The organism is Actinomadura sp. NEAU-AAG7, assembly GCF_018603865.1.
GTDB lineage: Bacteria > Actinomycetota > Actinomycetes > Streptosporangiales > Streptosporangiaceae > Spirillospora > Spirillospora litoris.
Genome location: NZ_JAHFZY010000012.1, coordinates 119,061 through 134,300 on the forward strand (window position 1 = coordinate 119,061; position 15,240 = coordinate 134,300).

Annotated in this window: 15 protein-coding genes; 7 read left to right on the forward strand and 8 right to left on the reverse strand. The window is 72.8% G+C overall.

Annotated features, from left to right (window positions below; all coding sequences use genetic code 11):
* Positions 1-23: 23 nt before the first annotated feature.
* Positions 24-1,247 (forward strand): threonine ammonia-lyase, encoded by a 1,224-nt coding sequence (ilvA, locus tag KLI87_RS38050; protein ID WP_214620874.1) that lies wholly within the window; start codon positions 24-26, stop codon positions 1,245-1,247.
* Here the strand turns inward: ilvA and KLI87_RS38055 are convergent.
* From KLI87_RS38055 to hppD, 6 genes are all read right to left on the reverse strand, one after another.
* Entirely contained in the window at positions 1,234-2,664 is a 1,431-nt protein-coding gene (locus KLI87_RS38055) for a M1 family metallopeptidase (protein WP_214620875.1), read from the reverse strand. The genes ilvA and KLI87_RS38055 overlap by 14 nt on opposite strands.
* Before the next feature lie 130 nt (positions 2,665-2,794).
* Positions 2,795-4,168: a M1 family metallopeptidase gene (locus tag KLI87_RS38060; protein ID WP_308166531.1), complete on the reverse strand. Its 1,374-nt coding sequence runs from the start codon at positions 4,166-4,168 to the stop codon at positions 2,795-2,797.
* Positions 4,169-4,243: 75 nt separating this feature from the next.
* On the reverse strand, positions 4,244-5,755 hold the full coding sequence (locus tag KLI87_RS38065) for a M1 family metallopeptidase (protein WP_308166532.1): 1,512 nt from the start codon (positions 5,753-5,755) through the stop codon (positions 4,244-4,246).
* 114 nt (positions 5,756-5,869) lie between these two features.
* Positions 5,870-6,793: an RDD family protein gene (locus KLI87_RS38070; protein ID WP_214620876.1), complete on the reverse strand. Its 924-nt coding sequence runs from the start codon at positions 6,791-6,793 to the stop codon at positions 5,870-5,872.
* Between the two features lie 76 nt (positions 6,794-6,869).
* The gene (locus KLI87_RS38075; RefSeq protein WP_214620877.1) at positions 6,870-7,736 is read right to left on the reverse strand and encodes an RDD family protein; all 867 of its coding nucleotides are present in this window, start codon (positions 7,734-7,736) and stop codon (positions 6,870-6,872) included.
* A gap of 121 nt (positions 7,737-7,857) precedes the next feature.
* Positions 7,858-8,949 (reverse strand): 4-hydroxyphenylpyruvate dioxygenase, encoded by a 1,092-nt coding sequence (gene hppD / locus KLI87_RS38080; RefSeq protein ID WP_156219049.1) that lies wholly within the window; start codon positions 8,947-8,949, stop codon positions 7,858-7,860.
* 124 nt (positions 8,950-9,073) lie between these two features.
* On the opposite strand from hppD, the gene KLI87_RS38085 reads away from it, so the two are divergent.
* Positions 9,074-9,550, forward strand: coding sequence for an Lrp/AsnC family transcriptional regulator (locus tag KLI87_RS38085; protein ID WP_156219048.1), 477 nt, complete (start codon positions 9,074-9,076; stop codon positions 9,548-9,550).
* A gap of 54 nt (positions 9,551-9,604) precedes the next feature.
* Here KLI87_RS38085 and greA read toward each other — a convergent pair whose 3' ends face one another.
* Positions 9,605-10,105, reverse strand: a complete 501-nt coding sequence (gene greA / locus KLI87_RS38090) for a transcription elongation factor GreA (protein ID WP_214620878.1) — start codon at positions 10,103-10,105, stop codon at positions 9,605-9,607.
* Positions 10,106-10,329: 224 nt separating this feature from the next.
* Positions 10,330-10,716, reverse strand: a complete 387-nt coding sequence (locus KLI87_RS38095) for a DUF4307 domain-containing protein (protein ID WP_156219047.1) — start codon at positions 10,714-10,716, stop codon at positions 10,330-10,332.
* Positions 10,717-10,907: 191 nt separating this feature from the next.
* On the opposite strand from KLI87_RS38095, the gene mca reads away from it, so the two are divergent.
* The 5 genes from mca to KLI87_RS38120 are packed head-to-tail and all read left to right on the forward strand — an operon-like array spanning position 10,908 to position 15,235.
* Positions 10,908-11,780, forward strand: a complete 873-nt coding sequence (gene mca / locus KLI87_RS38100; RefSeq protein WP_156219171.1) for a mycothiol conjugate amidase Mca — start codon at positions 10,908-10,910, stop codon at positions 11,778-11,780.
* A complete protein-coding gene (locus tag KLI87_RS38105) occupies positions 11,768-11,992 on the forward strand; it encodes a hypothetical protein (protein ID WP_214620879.1) in 225 nt (74 codons plus the stop codon). The genes mca and KLI87_RS38105 overlap by 13 nt, the downstream gene beginning before the upstream one ends.
* 46 nt (positions 11,993-12,038) lie before the next feature.
* Positions 12,039-12,872 (forward strand): hypothetical protein, encoded by an 834-nt coding sequence (locus KLI87_RS38110; RefSeq protein ID WP_214620880.1) that lies wholly within the window; start codon positions 12,039-12,041, stop codon positions 12,870-12,872.
* Between the two features lie 51 nt (positions 12,873-12,923).
* Positions 12,924-13,880, forward strand: a complete 957-nt coding sequence (locus KLI87_RS38115; protein WP_214620881.1) for a ribonuclease Z — start codon at positions 12,924-12,926, stop codon at positions 13,878-13,880.
* The gene (locus KLI87_RS38120) at positions 13,877-15,235 is read left to right on the forward strand and encodes an NAD(P)/FAD-dependent oxidoreductase (RefSeq protein WP_214620882.1); all 1,359 of its coding nucleotides are present in this window, start codon (positions 13,877-13,879) and stop codon (positions 15,233-15,235) included. Before KLI87_RS38115 ends, KLI87_RS38120 begins: the two co-directional genes overlap by 4 nt.
* Positions 15,236-15,240: the final 5 nt, after the last annotated feature.

Below are 15,240 nucleotides of genomic sequence, written 5' to 3' on the forward strand. Positions count from 1 at the left end.
GGGGGCGTGGCAAGATCAGTGGCATGAGCCTCGTCACCGTCGACGATGTCCGGGCCGCGCGCGAGCTGCTCCGCGACGTGGTCGTCCCCACCCCCTTGATCCGCTCCCGGGTGCTCTCGGAGGCCATCGGCGGGCCCGTCCTGCTCAAGTGCGAGAACCTCCAGCGCACCGGCTCGTTCAAGATCCGCGGCGCGTACGTGCGGATCGCGCGGCTCAGCGACGCCGAGCGGGCCCGGGGGGTGGTCGCGGCCAGCGCGGGCAACCACGCGCAGGGCGTCGCGCTCGCGGCGTCCATGCTCGGCTGCAAGTCGACGGTGTTCATGCCGGTCGGCGCGCCGCTGCCCAAGATCGCCGCGACCCGCGGGTACGGCGCCGAGGTCGTCTTCCCCGGCCCGAGCGTGGACGACTGCCTCGTCGCCGCCCAGACCTACGCCGAGGAGAGCGGCGCCGTCCTCATCCACCCGTTCGACCACCCCGACGTCGTCGCGGGCCAGGCCACGATCGGGCTGGAGATCCTCGACCAGTGCCCCGAGGTCCGGACGGTCGTCGGCGCCGTCGGCGGCGGCGGCCTGGTCTCCGGCATCGCCACCGCGCTCAAGGGCGTCGCGAAGGAGACCGGCGGCCACGACGTCAAGGTCGTCGGCGCGCAGGCCAAGCGCGCCGCGGCCTTCCCTGCCTCGCTCGCGGCGGGCCGGCCCGTCCGCGTCGACATCGAGACCACGATGGCGGACGGCATCGCCGTCGGACGCCCCGGCGACCTCACCTTCGACCTGTTCACCGAGCTGGTCGACGCGGTCGTCACGGTGACCGAGGAGTCGATCTCCCAGGCGCTGCTGCTCTGCCTCGAACGTGCCAAACAGGTCGTCGAGCCCGCGGGCGCGGCCGGGGTCGCGGCGCTGCTGGAGCACTCCTACGCGTTCCGGACGCCGGTGGTCGTGCTGCTGTCGGGCGGCAACATCGACCCGCTGCTGCTGTCGAAGGTGCTGCGGCACGGCCTGGCGGGCACCGGCCGCTACCTCGTCGTCCGGTGCCGCCTGAAGGACCGCCCCGGCGCCCTGGTCACGCTGCTCGGCGAACTCGCCGAACTCGGCGTCAACGTCCTGGACGTCATGCACGAGCGGGTCGCCGCGCGCCTCCCCGTCGAGGAGGCGGAGGTGCTCATGCACCTGGAGACGCGCGGCTCCGACCACTCCGAAGACGTCATCGGACGCCTCCGCGAGAAGGGCTACACGCTCACGTCGAGCTGACGGCGGGCTTGCCCTCGGAGTACAGCCAGGGGGTCGCCCAGCCGCGCAGGTCCCTGTGGGCGATCCGCTCGGCGAAGCGGACGAAGTCCGCCGTCGACCCGTTGCTGTACATGTAGGCGGCGGGCCACGCCTTGATGAGCCGGAAGAACGCCTTGTCGCCGATGGTCCGGCGCAGGGCGTGGACCGCCATCGCGCCGCGCTCGTAGACGAGGGCGTCGAAGATCTGGTCGCGGCCCGGGTCGGAGACCTTGCCCTTCCACAGCTCGGCCGTCGCGGGCGCCGCGTAGCTCTCGTCGAAGCTCTGCTGGACGGGCTTGCCGGAGAACCTCTCCGAGTACAGCCACTCGGAGTACGTCGCGAAGCCCTCGTTCAGCCAGATGTCGGCCCAGCGCTTCGGCGAGACGGCGTCGCCGAACCACTGGTGGCCCAACTCGTGCGCGAGGAGGGTGCCGGACGGGATCGTGCCGGGACGGTGCGTCAGGTCGTACACCGGGCGGCTCTGCGTCTCCAGCGCGTAGCCCACGCCCGCCTTGGCCACGATGCCGCCGGTGGAGGTGAACGGGTAGCGGCCGTACAGCGCCGACTCGAACTCGATCACCTCGGCGGTCTGCCGGGAGAACTCCTTGACGAGGGCGGGCTTCACGCCGAGGCTCCGGTCGGTCGCGACCAGGCTCGGGACGCCGGTGCCGGTGCGCTCGGCCAGCAGGTCGTACCGGCCGATCGCGACCATGGTCAGCTCGCTGGCCATGGGGTGGCTGTTCTCCCAGCGCGTGGTCGTCCAGCCGTTCCAGGTGCGGCTGCCCTTCAGGTCGCCGTTGGCGAGCGTGGCGAGGTCCTTGGGCGCGGTCAGCCTGAAGGTGTAGGTCGCCTTGTCGGTGGGGTGGTCGTTCACCGGGTAGACCGACGCGGCGCCGATCGGCTGGTTCAGCATGACGGCGCCGTCGGCCGTCGGGATCCACCCGGACGTGCCGAGCGCCTGGTCGTCCACGGTCCGCGGGACGCCCGAGTACGCCACGGTCACCGTGAAGCGGTGGTGCTCGCGCAGCCCGCGGCCGGGGGTGATGACCAGCTCCTGCGCGCCCGTCCTGCGGAAGGCGGCGCGGCGGCCGTCCACGGTCAGCGACGAGATCTTCAGCGGTCCGAGGAAGTCCAGGTCGAAACGGGAGAGGTTCTGCGTCGCCCGCGCGGTGATCCGCGTGACGGCGTTGATGCCCTTGGTCGCCGGGTCGTACCGCAGCGCGACGTCGTAGTGCGAGACGTCGTACCCGCCGTTGCCCATGTCGGGGAAGTACGGGTCGCCCGCGCCGGGGGCGCCGGGGGAGAAACGGGAGGCGGCGCCCGCGGGCGCCGCCGAGACCAGGAGGCCCGCGGCGACGCTCAGCGCCACCGCGGCGAGTGCTCTGGGGGTTGTGCTCATTGACCTCGTCCCTCGTCGTCGGGCCCACGCTCGCGACCAGAATTTCGGGTGACCTTCCCGCGATTCAAGCGCGATTTGGTCTCGAATCAGCCCGTGTGGAGCGGAATACGCGGATTGGCTCGTCCCAGTCTCACCACTTCCTCGGTTTCCCGCGGCCCTTCAGCCAGGCGTCGAACAGCGGCCCGAGCCGCCGTCCCGAGACCCGCTCGGCATGCGCGACGAACTCCTCCGTGGTCGCGGACGAGTCGCGCCGCGACGCCGCCCACGTCCGCAGGACCTGGAAGAACGCCCGGTCGCCGATCCGCTCGCGCAGGGCCTGGAGGCACATCGCGCCCCGGACGTAGACCGAGAAGCCGAACAACTCGGCCGCGCCCGGGTCGCCCGGCGGCGGGGCGAAGATGGGGGAGTCCGCGCGCTGCGCGTAGTACCGCTTGAAGATCTTCCTGGCGGAGTCCTTGCCGGACCGCTCGCGCCACAGCCACTCCGCGTAGGTCGCGAAGCCCTCGTTCAGCCAGATGTCCTGCCAGCGCTCCAGGCTCACGCTGTCGCCGAACCACTGGTGCGCGATCTCGTGGACGACGAACGCCTCGCCCGGCACGAAACCGCCGTAGACGGGCCGCTCCTGCGCCTCCAGCGCGTAGTCGAGCCGCGCGTCGTCGACGACGCCGCCCGCCGTCGCGAACGGGTACGGGCCGAAGACGCCCGACGCCCAGGTCAGCGCCTTGACGGTGCGCTCCTCGAACTCCTTGGCCGACGCCTTGTACTTCGGGTCGACGGCCGTGATGACCGGGACGCCCGACGCCGTCGTCTCGCGCACCCGGAACCGCCCGATCGCGACCATGGCCAGGTAGCTCGCCATGGGCGACTCCTCGGCCCAGGTGTAGGTCGCCGTCCCGGCGCCGGTGACGGTCTCGCCGGGGCGCCCGTTGGCGAGCACCCGCAGGCCCTGCGGGACGGTCACCCGGAACGCGTAGGTGGCCTTGTCGCGCGGGTGGTCGTTCACCGGCAGCCACGTCGGCGCGCCGTCGGGCTCGGACACCACCACCGCGCCGTCCTTGGACGGGACCCACCCGTAGGTCCCGTACGCCTGGCTCTGGATCGGCCGGGGCCTCCCCGAGTACCGGACGACCGCCGTGAACGTCCGCCCTCGGGGGAGGGGCGAGGCGGGCGTGACCGTGAGCTCCTGGCCCGCGCGTGCGTGCCGGGCGGACCGGCCGTCCACGGTGACGTCGACGATCTCCGGGCCCCGGAAGTCGAGGTCGAACGCCGAGAGGTCCTGCACGGCCCTCGCGGTGATGGACACGGTCGCCTCGACCGCGCCCGTTCGCGGCCCCGCGTAGGTGAGCGCGACGTCGTAGTGGTCGACGTCGTAGCCGCCGTTGCCCGCGTACTTGAAGTAGGCGTCGCCCAGGCCGGGGGAGCCCGGGGAGGGCACGGCGGGCGAGGGCATGAGCAGGGTCAGGGCGGCGGCCGCCGCCGTCATCCGTCCAGGAGGCCCGGTCACCCGCAGAGCATCACCCGGCCCGGCGCCCTCCCGGCACTCGCCCTGCCGTACTTGACCGAACGCTTACCCGGGCGGTCACTTCGCGGGACGGCCCCGCTGGTACAGCCACGCGTCGAAGAACGCGTCGAGCTTCTGCCCCGACACGCGGTTCGCCGTCGCGATGAACTCCGGCGTGACCGCGTTGGTGTTCCGCTTCTCCTTCGTCCACGTCTGGAGGATCTTGAAGAACGCGGCGTCGCCGACCTTCTTGCGCAGCATGTGCAGCGTCATCCCGCCGCGGTCGTAGACGGCCCGCCCGAACATCTGGCCGCGGCCGGGGCGGCCGGTCGGCACGTCCCACAGCTCGCCGTTGCCCGGCTGCCCGTACAGCTCGTCGAAGTGCTCCTGCACGGTCTGGCCGCCGGACCGCTCGTCCCACATCCACTCGGCGTAGGTCGCGAAGCCCTCGTTCAGCCAGATGTCCTGCCAGCGCTTCAGGCTCACGCTGTCGCCGAACCACTGGTGCGCCAGCTCGTGCGCGACGATCGTCGGCTCCAGCCCGAACGCGCCGTACACCGGGCGGGTCTGCGCCTCCAGTGCGAACCCGACGCTCGCGTTGTCGATCAGCCCGCCGGTGGACCCGAACGGGTAGGGCCCGAACAGCTTCGACCACTCGTCGGTGACCTGCGTGTTCAGCCGGTGGAAGGTGTCGAGGTTCACCGTGGTCAGCGACGGGTCCACCGCCGTGATCACCGGGACGCCGCCCGCCGTGCGGCCCGTCCGGACCGCGAACCGGCCGACGTTCACCGATGCCAGATAGGTCGCCATCGGGTCCTTGACGTGCCATTTCGTGGTGGTCGTCAGGCGGTGCGCGGCGGCCGGGACGACGGTCGGGTCCTGCGGGCCGCCGGTCGGCACGTCGGGCGGGACGCCGTTGCCCGGCCCCTCCGCCCCGCCGCCGGGCGAACCGGGCACCGGGGTCTCGGGCTCGCCGTTGGCGATCGCCGTCAGCCCCTGCGGCACCGTGACCTCGAAGTCGAACGTCGCCTTGTCGCTCGGGTGGTCGTTGCTCGGGAACCAGGTGTGCGCGCCGCTCGGCTGGCACGCCACGAACACCCCGTCGGGCGTCCGCACCCAGCCGTACTTGCCGAGGATCGGGTCGGTCACCGGACGCGGCGTCCCCGAGTACCGGACCACCGTCGTGAACCTCGCGCCCTTCGCCAGCGGCTTGGCGGGCGTGACCTCCAGCTCGCCGCCGCCGCGCTGCTGCCGCGCGAGCGCGCCGTCCACCGTCACCGACGCGACGTCCAGCGCGGTCAGGTCGAGGTTGAAGCGCGCGAGCCGCTCGGTCGCGGTCGCGGTGATCGTCGCGGTGCCGTCCAGCTCCCGCGCGCCGCCCGGCGTGATCGTCAGCTTCAGCCCGTAGTGCTGGACGTCGTAGCCGCCGTTGCCGTCACCGGGCACGTAGGCGTCGCCCGCGCTGGTGGGACCGGCCGGGCCGTCGACCGCCGAGCCGTCGGTCGAGGTGACCTCCGGATCGTCGTCGCCGAAGGGCGGCAGGCAGGCGGTCAGCGACGCCGCGACGGCGAGCGCGGCCAGCCCTCCCACCGCTCGTGAGGCGTGGCGACGGCGGATGGGTGGGTTTCCGGCCTTGTGCACAACGACCAGACTGCCCGGCGGAGGGCACGCTGGGCAACTCGGACGTGTTTGTGGTGAAGCCTTTCAGCGGTGGACGTAGGGATCGGGCGCCCTCGGATCCACCTTGACGACGACCGTGTGCGCGACCTTGCAGTGCAGCGCCTGCTTGCGCGGGTCCCACAGGATCCACGCGACGTTGATCAGCCCGATGCAGCCGCAGATCCCGCCGAGCACGGCGTAGAACGCCGAGCGCCCGGCGGCCCGCCCGCTGCCGATCGCGCCCCCGTCCTCCTCCCGGACGACGCGGATCCGCAGCAGCTTCTTGCCGAGCGTCTGCCCCGACTGGGCGTGCATCAGCCAGTAGTAGAGGAACCCGAGGACGATCCCGAACACGTTGGACGCGGCCCGGCCGCCGCCGTAGAAGGAGTCGCCGTCGTCGGGGTGGAAAACGCGGTCCCAGTCGATGAACGGCAGCGAGATCAGCGTCGTCACGATGCCGAGGATGATCCCGTCCACGATGGCGGCCCCCAGCCGCGCCCACCGGCTCGCCAGGCCCGCCGCGGGGTCGACGTACGCCTCGCCCCCGCCCCCGTACCCGGGCAGCCCGCCGTAGGGCTGCTGCTGCCCGTACCCGGGCTGCTCTCCGTAGCCCGGCTGCTCTCCGTATCCGGGTTGCTGGCCGTAGCCCGGCTGCTGTTGCCCGTAGCCCGGTTGCTGGCCGTACCCGGGCTGCTGGCCGTAGCCGGGCTGCTCCCCGTATCCGGGTTGCCGCTGCCCGTACGGCTGCTCGGAGTAGGGCTGCTCGGGGTAGGGCTGCCGGCCGTGGTCCGGCTGCTCCCCGGAGCCGGGCTCCTCACCGGGCGGCCGCCCGTAGCCGGGCTGCTCGCCGCCGAGGGGAGGCCCTTCGTACGGGCCGGGACGCTCGGGCTGGTCGTCGGGTTCCTGCGGCGGTTGGCGGCCGTGGTCCGGCTCATCCCCGGGCGCGGGGTCGTTCGGCGGTTGCGTCATGCCGTCAAGGTGGGCTCGGGCGCCGCCGAGCAAACCTCGCCGCGCCCGGGGCGCCGCAATGTTTACCCGTGGATGATCAAAGGTTGCCGGGATCGCCCGGAACGCGGGCCTTGGCGTACGGGTTGGGCGCCCACGGAGCCGCCTTCACCACCACCGTCTTGGCCACCTTGTCGTGGAGGCCCTGCCGCTGCGGGTCCCAGAGGATCCAGGCGTTGTCGAGCAGCCCGAGGATGCCCAGCAGGTTCCCCACCGGGCCGAGCAGGCTGAGGACGGCCGAGCCGATGGTCAGCAGGTACACGAACCCCTGCCGCAGCGCCGCCTGGCCCCAGCTCACCGGGCCGTGGTCGGACGCGCGGACCACCCGGACGCCCGCCGCCCGCTTCCCGACCGTCTGCCCCCATTTGGCGTGCTGGACCGTGTAGTAGGCGAACCCCAGCACGAGGATGCACGCGTACCCGATGAGGAGGCGCGGGATGTCGTACATGTCGGCCGCCTCCAGGGTCTCGCCGGAGTCCGCCGCGTCCTGGAACCGGTCCCAGCGGATCGCCGGGAGGAGGAACGGGACCGACACCACGCCGACGATGAGCCAGTCCAGCAGCCCCGCGCCGAGCCGCGCGCCGCGTCCGGCGATCGGGCCTCCCCCGGGAGGCCCGTAGGGCTGCTGCCCGTACGGCTGCTGGGGATAGGGCTGCTGCGGGTAGGGCTGTTGCGGGTAGGGCTGCTGGCCGTAGGGCTGCTGGGGGTGCGCCTGCTGCGGATAGGCGGGCAGCGGCTGCGCCTGGCCGCTGCCGTAGTGCCCCTGGTAGGGCGGAGGGCGGTCGTCGGGTGCGGGCGCGGGCGCGGGCTCGGCCTGCGGCGCGGCATCGCTCTGCGGCGTCTCGTCCTGTTTCGGCGGTTCGTCAGGGGGATGCCAGCCTTGTGGCTGCTCGGGCGGTTGGCTCATGGGCACACAGTGTGCCCGCCCTGGAGGGGGATTGGTCCCGTGCATACCGCCCCGAATCGCCGTCCGGCCCCGGACGCGGGGCGTCCGGGGCCGGATCCCCCGATCGGCAGGGGGACGAAGATCACAGGTTCCCGCGACGCTCCTGCTCCCGCTCGATCGCCTCGAACAGCGCCTTGAAGTTCCCCTTGCCGAACCCGAGCGACCCGTGCCGCTCGATCAGCTCGAAGAACACCGTCGGCCTGTCCTGGACGGGCTTGGTGAAGATCTGCAACAGGTAGCCGTCCTCGTCGCGGTCCACCTGGATGCGGCGCTTCTGCAGCTCCTCGATCGGCACCCGCACCTCACCGATGCGCGCGCGCAGCTCCGGGTCCTCGTAGTAGGAGTCGGGGCACTGGAGGAACTCCACGCCCGCCGCCCGCATCTGGTCCACCGAGGACAGGATGTCGTTGGTCGCCAGCGCGATGTGCTGCACGCCGGGGCCGCCGTAGAACTCCAGGTACTCGTCGATCTGGGACTTGCGCTTGCCCTCGGCGGGCTCGTTCAGCGGGAACTTCACCTTGCGGGTGCCGTCCGCGACGACCTTGGACATCAGCGCAGAGTACTCGGTGGCGATGTCGGCGCCGACGAACTCGGCCATGTCCGTGAAGTTCATGACGCGGTGGTAGTAGTCCGCCCACTCGTCCATGCGCTCGACGTTGCCGACGCAGTGGTCGATCGCCTGGAAGAACCGCTTCTCCGGCGGCGCGACGATCGGGTCCGCCGCCTCGAACCCGGGCAGGTACGGCCCGTCGTACAGCGAGCGGTCGACCAGCGAGTGCCGCGTCTCGCCGTAGGTGGAGATCGCCGCGATCGTCACCTTGCCGTGCTCGTCCTCCAGGACGTGCGGCTCCTCCAGGCCCGTCGCGCCCTTCGCGACGGCGTGCCGGTAGGCCGCCTCGACGTCGGGGACCTCGATCGCGAGGTCCACCACGCCGTCGCCGTGCGCGGCGACGTGGCGCCCGATCTCCGTGCCCGCCTTCGTCGGGCCCCGGAAGACGAACCGGGCCCCGCCCGACTGGAGTACGTGCACGGCCTCCTCGCGCAGGCCGTTCTCGGGGCCGCGGTAGGCGACCCTGCGCATCCCGAACGCGGTCGAGTAGTAGTGCGCCGCCTGGTGCGCGTTGCCGACCGCGAAGACGACGGCGTCCATGCCCTTGACCGGAAACTCATCCATGCCATCCAATTTCGTTGGACGACTACAAGCTGCGCAAGAGTCGTCCAAAACACTGGTCAGTTTGTACAGTGAGCATGGGGCCTGACCGGGCTTCCTGTACATGGTGACCATCGCTGGAGGCGCGATGTCGATCGACGAGTTGGACGGCAGGCTGATCGAGATGTTCGCCGCCGAGCCGCGCGTGGGCGTGCTGGAGGCGTCGCGGCGGCTCAAGGTGGCGCGCGGCACCGTCCAGGCGCGGCTGGACCGGCTGGCCCGCGACGGCGTGACGCGCGGCTTCGGCCCCGACATCGACCCGGCGGCGATCGGCTACGGGGTGACGGCGTTCGTGACCCTGCAACTGCGGCAGGCGGGCGGGCACGACCCGGTGGCCGCGCGGCTCGCGCAGGTGCCCGAGGTGATCGAGGCGCACACGATCACCGGCCCCGGCGACATGCTCTGCCGGATCGTCGCACGCAGCAACACCGACCTGCAGCGGGTCATCGACGTGATCGTGGACGTGGCGGGCGTGGAACGCGCGTCCTCGGTGATCTCCCTGGCCGAACAGGTCCCCTACCGCACGCTCCCGCTGGTGCGGGCCGTGGCCCGGAGCGGTGCCTGAACACCGTGCCCTTGGCGTCGGGTCCGGGGGACCCGCCGCCAAGGGCGGCGACGGCTACGCCCCCACGTAGGGGGTCGCGTCGAGGATCTCCACGGTCATGCTGCGGCCGTTGGGAAGCGAGTAGGTGGCCTTGACGCCGACCTTCTTGCCGTTGATGGCGGCGCCGAGCGGGGACTTCGGGGAGTAGACGTCGATCGGGGCGCCGCTCTCCTCGCGGGAGGCGAGCAGGAACGTGACCTCCTCGTCGTCGCCCTCGAAGGCGACCGTGACGGTCATCCCGGGCCCGACGACGCCCTCCGTGCGGGGGGCCTCGCCGACGCGGGCGTTCTCCAGGATCCCCTGGAGTTGGAGGATGCGCCCCTCGATCTTGCCCTGCTCCTCCTTGGCCGCGTGGTAGCCGCCGTTCTCGCGCAGGTCGCCCTCCTCCCGCGCCGCCTCGATCTTCTGTGCGATCTCGATGCGGCCCGGGCCCGACAGGTGGTCCAGCTCAGCCTTGAGCCGGTCGTACGCCTCCTGGGTCAGCCAGGTGACGTTGTCAGCGCGGGTCTCGGTCACGGGTACTCCTCATCCACATGTTGCGATCCTCGCTCGTCCCGCCGGGGAGAGCGCCACATCGACATGAAGTGCGGCCGGGTGAAACCTCTAGCCTATCCGGTGTGTGCGGGTAAAGGTTCCCTGAACTCGGCGTCTGCAACCGGGCAAACACGGGTCGGCGTCCCGGCGGTGAGGCGTGCCGTGAGCCGTGTGGTGAGCGGTGTGGTGGGTTCGGCTTGGGCGGTTCAGGCCTTGCGGCATTCCTTGACCCGCGCGCCGGTCGCGCGGCGGGGGGTGCGCAGGGTGTCGGAGCGGGTCGCCCCGGACGTCCCGGCCGGGACCGTGACCGCCTTCTCCGCCAGCACCACGAAGTTCACGTCGTAGGCGTCGATCTTGCAGTGCACCTCGTCCCCCTTCGGCTTGGCGACCGAGTAGCTGATCTCGACCGTGGTGTCGTCGCGGACGTCGTAGGTGATCGTCTGCGGGACGATGCCGGGGGTCTGCCCGGTGTGGGCGGCCAGGATGCCGAAACCGCCCGCCGTCACCGCCGCCAGGACGCCGATGAGCACCAGGCCGAGGCGGCCCCGCTTCGGCTCCGCGGACGCCGGGGCGTCGGACACGCTCGTGGTCATGGCGGGAATCTCCGTGGCGGCCGTGGACGTTGTCAGGGACAATTCTCGTCTGCCGCGGCGCGTGCTCCGAACCGGGGGTCCGCCCGGCCCTGTATGTCCCAGTTCGCGGAGAGGGAGATCCCCAGGTGTCCGAGGTCATCGACGGTACGACGCTGGAACGGCCGGGCGGGGGCGCGGAGCCGCTGCGCCTGATGGCGGTGCACGCCCACCCGGACGACGAGTCCAGCAAGGGCGCGGCGACGATGGCGAGGTACGTCGCGGACGGCGTCGAGGTGATGGTGGTGACCTGCACCGGCGGGGAGCGCGGCGACATCCTGAACCCCGCGATGGACCGCCCCGAGGTGAAGGCCGACATCGGCAAGGTCCGCGAGGCGGAGATGGCGCGGGCGCGGGAGATCCTCGGCGTCCAGCAGCGCTGGCTGGGGTTCGTCGACTCCGGCTTCCCCGAGGGCGACCCGCTGCCGCCGCTGCCGGAGGGCTGTTTCGCGCTGGAGCCGCTGGAGACCGCGGCCGAGCCGCTGGTGCGCGCCGTCCGCGAGTTCCGCCCGCACGTGATGCTGACCTACGACGAGCGCGGCGGATACCCGCACCCCGACCACGTGAAGTGCCACGAGGTGTCGGTGGAGGCGTTCGACGCGGCGGGCGACCCGGAGCGCTACCCCGACGCGGGCGAGCCCTGGACGCCGCTCAAGCTCTACTACCACATGACCTTCACCAAGGAGCGGGTCGTCACGCTGCACGAGGCGATGCTGAGGGCCGGCCTGGAGTCGCCCTACCACGACTGGTTGAAGCGCTTCGAGGAGGACACCGAGCCCGCCCGCTGGGCCGTGACCACGAAGGTCCCCTGCGCCGACCACTTCGAGACCCGCGACCGGGCCCTGCTCGCCCACGCCACCCAGATCGACCCGAACGGCTTCTGGTTCGTCGTCCCGATGGACGTCCAGCGCGAGGCGTGGCCGACGGAGGACTACCATTTGGCCAGGTCCCTGGTCGACACCGAGCTGCCGGAGGACGATCTGTTCGCCGGCATCCGGGAGAAGGTGTCCTTGCAGTGCTACCACTAGCGATCCCCCTCAACGACGACACGGTCAGCCCCGGCTTCCTCGGCTTCGGGGTGTTCCTGGCGCTCGCGGTCGCCACGGTGTTCCTCGTCCGCTCGATGAACAAGCAGATGAAGAAGATCCAGGCGCCCCGCGAGGCCGACCTCAAGCAGCAGGAATGGGAGCGCGCCCAGGCCGCGAGGGCCGCCGCCGACAAGCCGGCCGACGACGCCTGAGGCGTCCGCCGGGTTGGGGCGCGTCCGGTCGGGGAGGACCCCCGGTGTGCGCGCGAGGTTCGAGGCCGCCTACCGGGAGCTGCCCCCGGAGGCCGCCCGGCTGCTGAGGCTCCTCGGCCTGCATCCGGCCGAGGACGTGGAGCCCCGGGCGGCGGCCGTCCTGGCCGACCTGCCCGAGGACGAGGCGCGCGGCCTGCTGGCGACGCTGGCCGGCCGCGGGCTGCTGACCGACGCGGGCGGCGGCCGGTTCGCGCTGCCGGGCCCGCCGCACGACCACGCGCGGGAGCTCGCCGAGCGGGACGAGCCGGAGCCGGAGCGGGAGGCGGCGCTCCGCCGCGTCCTCGACCACTGCCTCGCCGCCGGCGACCCGGCCGCCGAGGGCCTGGCCCTGCTCGAACGGGGACGCTGGACGGAGGCGGCCCGCGCCCTGGAGGACGCCCTCCGCCGCGCCGAGCGCGACGGGGACACCCGCGACGTGCTGATGGCGCGCCTCCACCTCGGGCGCGCGCTCGCGGCGGCGGGCGCGCCCGAGCGGGCGCTGGACCTGCTCGGCCCGCTGCCGGACGCGTTCGCCGCGCCGCCCGACCCCGACGGCTACCACCGGGCACTGGCGCTGACCGGCCTCGGACAGGCGTACCTGGGGATGCGCCGTCCCGTCACCGCGCTCAACCTCTTCGGCCAGGCGCTGGAGATCATGCGGGCGGCGGAGGCCGTCGAGCGGCAGGCCGACCTGTTCGTGCACCTCGCCGACGCCTCCCACCTGCGCGGCGACACCCCCGCCGAGGGCGCGGCGCTGGACCGCGCGGCGGAGCTGTACGCCTCGGTCCCGAGCTCGCGGGGGCGGGCCGTGGCAGGCCGCCGCGCCGCGCCGGGCCCCTGACCGCGACGAATTCAGGCGCTCCCGGAGCCGCCCGCCCGGCACGATGGGGGGATGTCGGCTCGTGATCTCATCGTCCTCGGCTCCGCGAGCGCGGTGCCCACCAAGTCCCGCAACCACAACGGCTACCTCCTGCGCTGGGACGGGCACGGCCTCCTGTTCGACCCGGGCGAGGGCACGCAGCGGCAGATGGCGCATGCCGGGGTGTCGGCGCACGACGTCACCTGGATCTGCGTGACGCACTTCCACGGCGACCACTGCCTGGGCGTCCCCGGGATCGTCCAGCGCGTCGCCCGCGACGGCGTCGAGCACCCGGTGGACGCGGCGTTCCCCGCCGGCGGCCTGCACTTCTGGGAGCGGCTGCGGCACGCGTCCGCGTTCCGCGACACCGACGTGATCCGCGAGCACCCGGTGTCCGGCGACCGGGCGACGCTGGCCGAGGAGCCGTTCACGCTGGTCGCCCGGCGCCTGTCGCATCCCGTCGAGGCGTACGGGTACCGGCTGGAGGAGCCCGACGGCGTGACGATGCTGCCCGAGGCGCTCGCCGAGCGGGGGGTGCGCGGGCCGCTCGTCCGGCGCCTCCAGAAGGAGGGGCGGGTCGAGGCCGGCGGGCGGACGGTCACGCTGGAGGAGTGCAGCGTCCGCCGTCCGGGCCAGAAGGTCGCGTTCGTCATGGACACCCGCGTGTGCGAGGGGGCGCGGGAGTTGGCGGACGGCGTCGACATGCTGGTCATCGAGTCCACGTTCCTGCACGAGGACGAGGCGCTCGCGACCGAGTACGGGCACCTGACCTCGACCCAGGCGGCGGCGATCGCGGCGGGCGCGGGGGTGCGGCACCTCGTCCTCACCCATTTCTCGGAACGCTACAAGGGCGATGACGAGCGCCGGTTCCTGGACGAGGCGTCCCGCGTCTTCGGGGGCGAGATCACCCTCGTTCACGACCTGGACCGCGTGCCCATGCCGCCGCGCCGCGTGACTACGGGCGACTTCCTGGGCAGGAGTGGGGCATGACCCAAGAAGTGGACATCGTCGTCATCGGGCTCGGGCCCGGCGGAGAGGACGCGGCGGGCCGGCTCGCCGAGGCCGGGCTCGCGGTGGTGGGGGTGGAGTCGCGGCTGGTCGGCGGCGAGTGCCCCTACTACGCGTGCGTCCCGACCAAGATGATGGTGCGCGCCGCCGGGCTGCTCGCCGAGGGGCGCCGCGTCCCCGGCATGGCGGGCGCGGCCGCCCTCACCCCGGACTGGGCGCCGGTCGCCGCGCGGATCCGGGAGGAGGCCACCGACTCCTGGGACGACACCGCCGCCGCCGACCGCCTCACCGGCAAGGGCGTGTCGCTCCTGCGGGGCCGGGGCCGCATCACCGGCCCCGGCGAGGTGACGGTCGAGGACCGGGTCGTCCGAGCCCGGCGCGGCATCGTCCTCAACACCGGCACGTCCCCGACCGCGCCCCCGATCGACGGGCTGGCCGGCCTCCCGTACTGGACGAACCGCGAGGCCGTCCAGACCGAGGAGGTGCCCGGCTCGCTGCTCGTCCTCGGCGGGGGCGTCGTCGGCGCGGAGATGGCGCAGGTGTTCTCCCGCTTCGGCAGCCGCGTCACCGTGGTCGAGGCCGGAGCCCGCCTCCTGGCGAACGAGGAGCCCGAGTCCAGCGACCTCCTCCGCGAGGTCTTCGAGCGCGAGGGCATCGGCGTCCGCACCGGTGTGAAGGTGACCGGCGCGTCGCAGGACGCCGAGGGCCTCACGCTCCACCTCGGGGACGAGCGCCTCACCGCCGACCGCCTGCTCGTCGCCACCGGCCGCCGCCCCAACCTGAAGGGCCTCGGCCTCGGCGCCGTCGGCCTGGACGAGGGCGCCCGCGCGATCCCGGTGGACGGCGCCATGCGCGCCGCCGACGGCGTCTGGGCGATCGGCGACATCACCGGCAAGGGCGCCTTCACCCACGTCTCGATGTACCAGGCGAACATCGCCGTCCGCGACATCCTCGGCGAGCGGGGCGCGGCCGCGGACTACCGGGCCGTCCCGCGCGTGACGTTCACCGACCCCGAGATCGCGTCCGTCGGCCTCACCGAGGCGCAGGCCCGGGAGCAGGACCTGACCGTCCGCACGGGGACGGCGCAGATCCCCGAGTCCACCCGCGGCTGGATCCACAAGGTCGGCAACGACGGCTTCGTCAAGCTGGTCGAGGACGCCGACCGGGGCGTCCTCGTGGGCGCCACGGTGGCGGGGCCGTCCGGCGGCGAGATCCTCGGCGCGCTGGCCGTGGCCGTCCACACCGGCGCCCCCACCGCCGCGCTCCGCGAGATGATCTACGCCTATCCCACCTTCCACCGCGCGATCCAGACCGCCCTGGCCCCCCTCGCCCCGTGACCGCG

Excerpts from the sequence above, each read along its gene's own strand:
- KLI87_RS38055 (WP_214620875.1), bottom strand. The coding sequence starts at position 2,664 with ATGAGCACAACCCCCAGAGCACTCGCCGCGGTGGCGCTGAGCGTCGCC.
- KLI87_RS38085 (WP_156219048.1), top strand. The coding sequence starts at position 9,074 with ATGTCGATCGACGAGTTGGACGGCAGGCTGATCGAGATGTTCGCCGCC.
- ilvA (WP_214620874.1), top strand. The coding sequence starts at position 24 with ATGAGCCTCGTCACCGTCGACGATGTCCGGGCCGCGCGCGAGCTGCTC.
- KLI87_RS38070 (WP_214620876.1), bottom strand. The coding sequence starts at position 6,793 with ATGACGCAACCGCCGAACGACCCCGCGCCCGGGGATGAGCCGGACCAC.
- KLI87_RS38120 (WP_214620882.1), top strand. The coding sequence starts at position 13,877 with ATGACCCAAGAAGTGGACATCGTCGTCATCGGGCTCGGGCCCGGCGGA.
- KLI87_RS38095 (WP_156219047.1), bottom strand. The coding sequence starts at position 10,716 with ATGACCACGAGCGTGTCCGACGCCCCGGCGTCCGCGGAGCCGAAGCGG.
- mca (WP_156219171.1), top strand. The coding sequence starts at position 10,908 with ATGGCGGTGCACGCCCACCCGGACGACGAGTCCAGCAAGGGCGCGGCG.
- hppD (WP_156219049.1), bottom strand. The coding sequence starts at position 8,949 with ATGGATGAGTTTCCGGTCAAGGGCATGGACGCCGTCGTCTTCGCGGTC.
- KLI87_RS38075 (WP_214620877.1), bottom strand. The coding sequence starts at position 7,736 with ATGAGCCAACCGCCCGAGCAGCCACAAGGCTGGCATCCCCCTGACGAA.
- KLI87_RS38115 (WP_214620881.1), top strand. The coding sequence starts at position 12,924 with ATGTCGGCTCGTGATCTCATCGTCCTCGGCTCCGCGAGCGCGGTGCCC.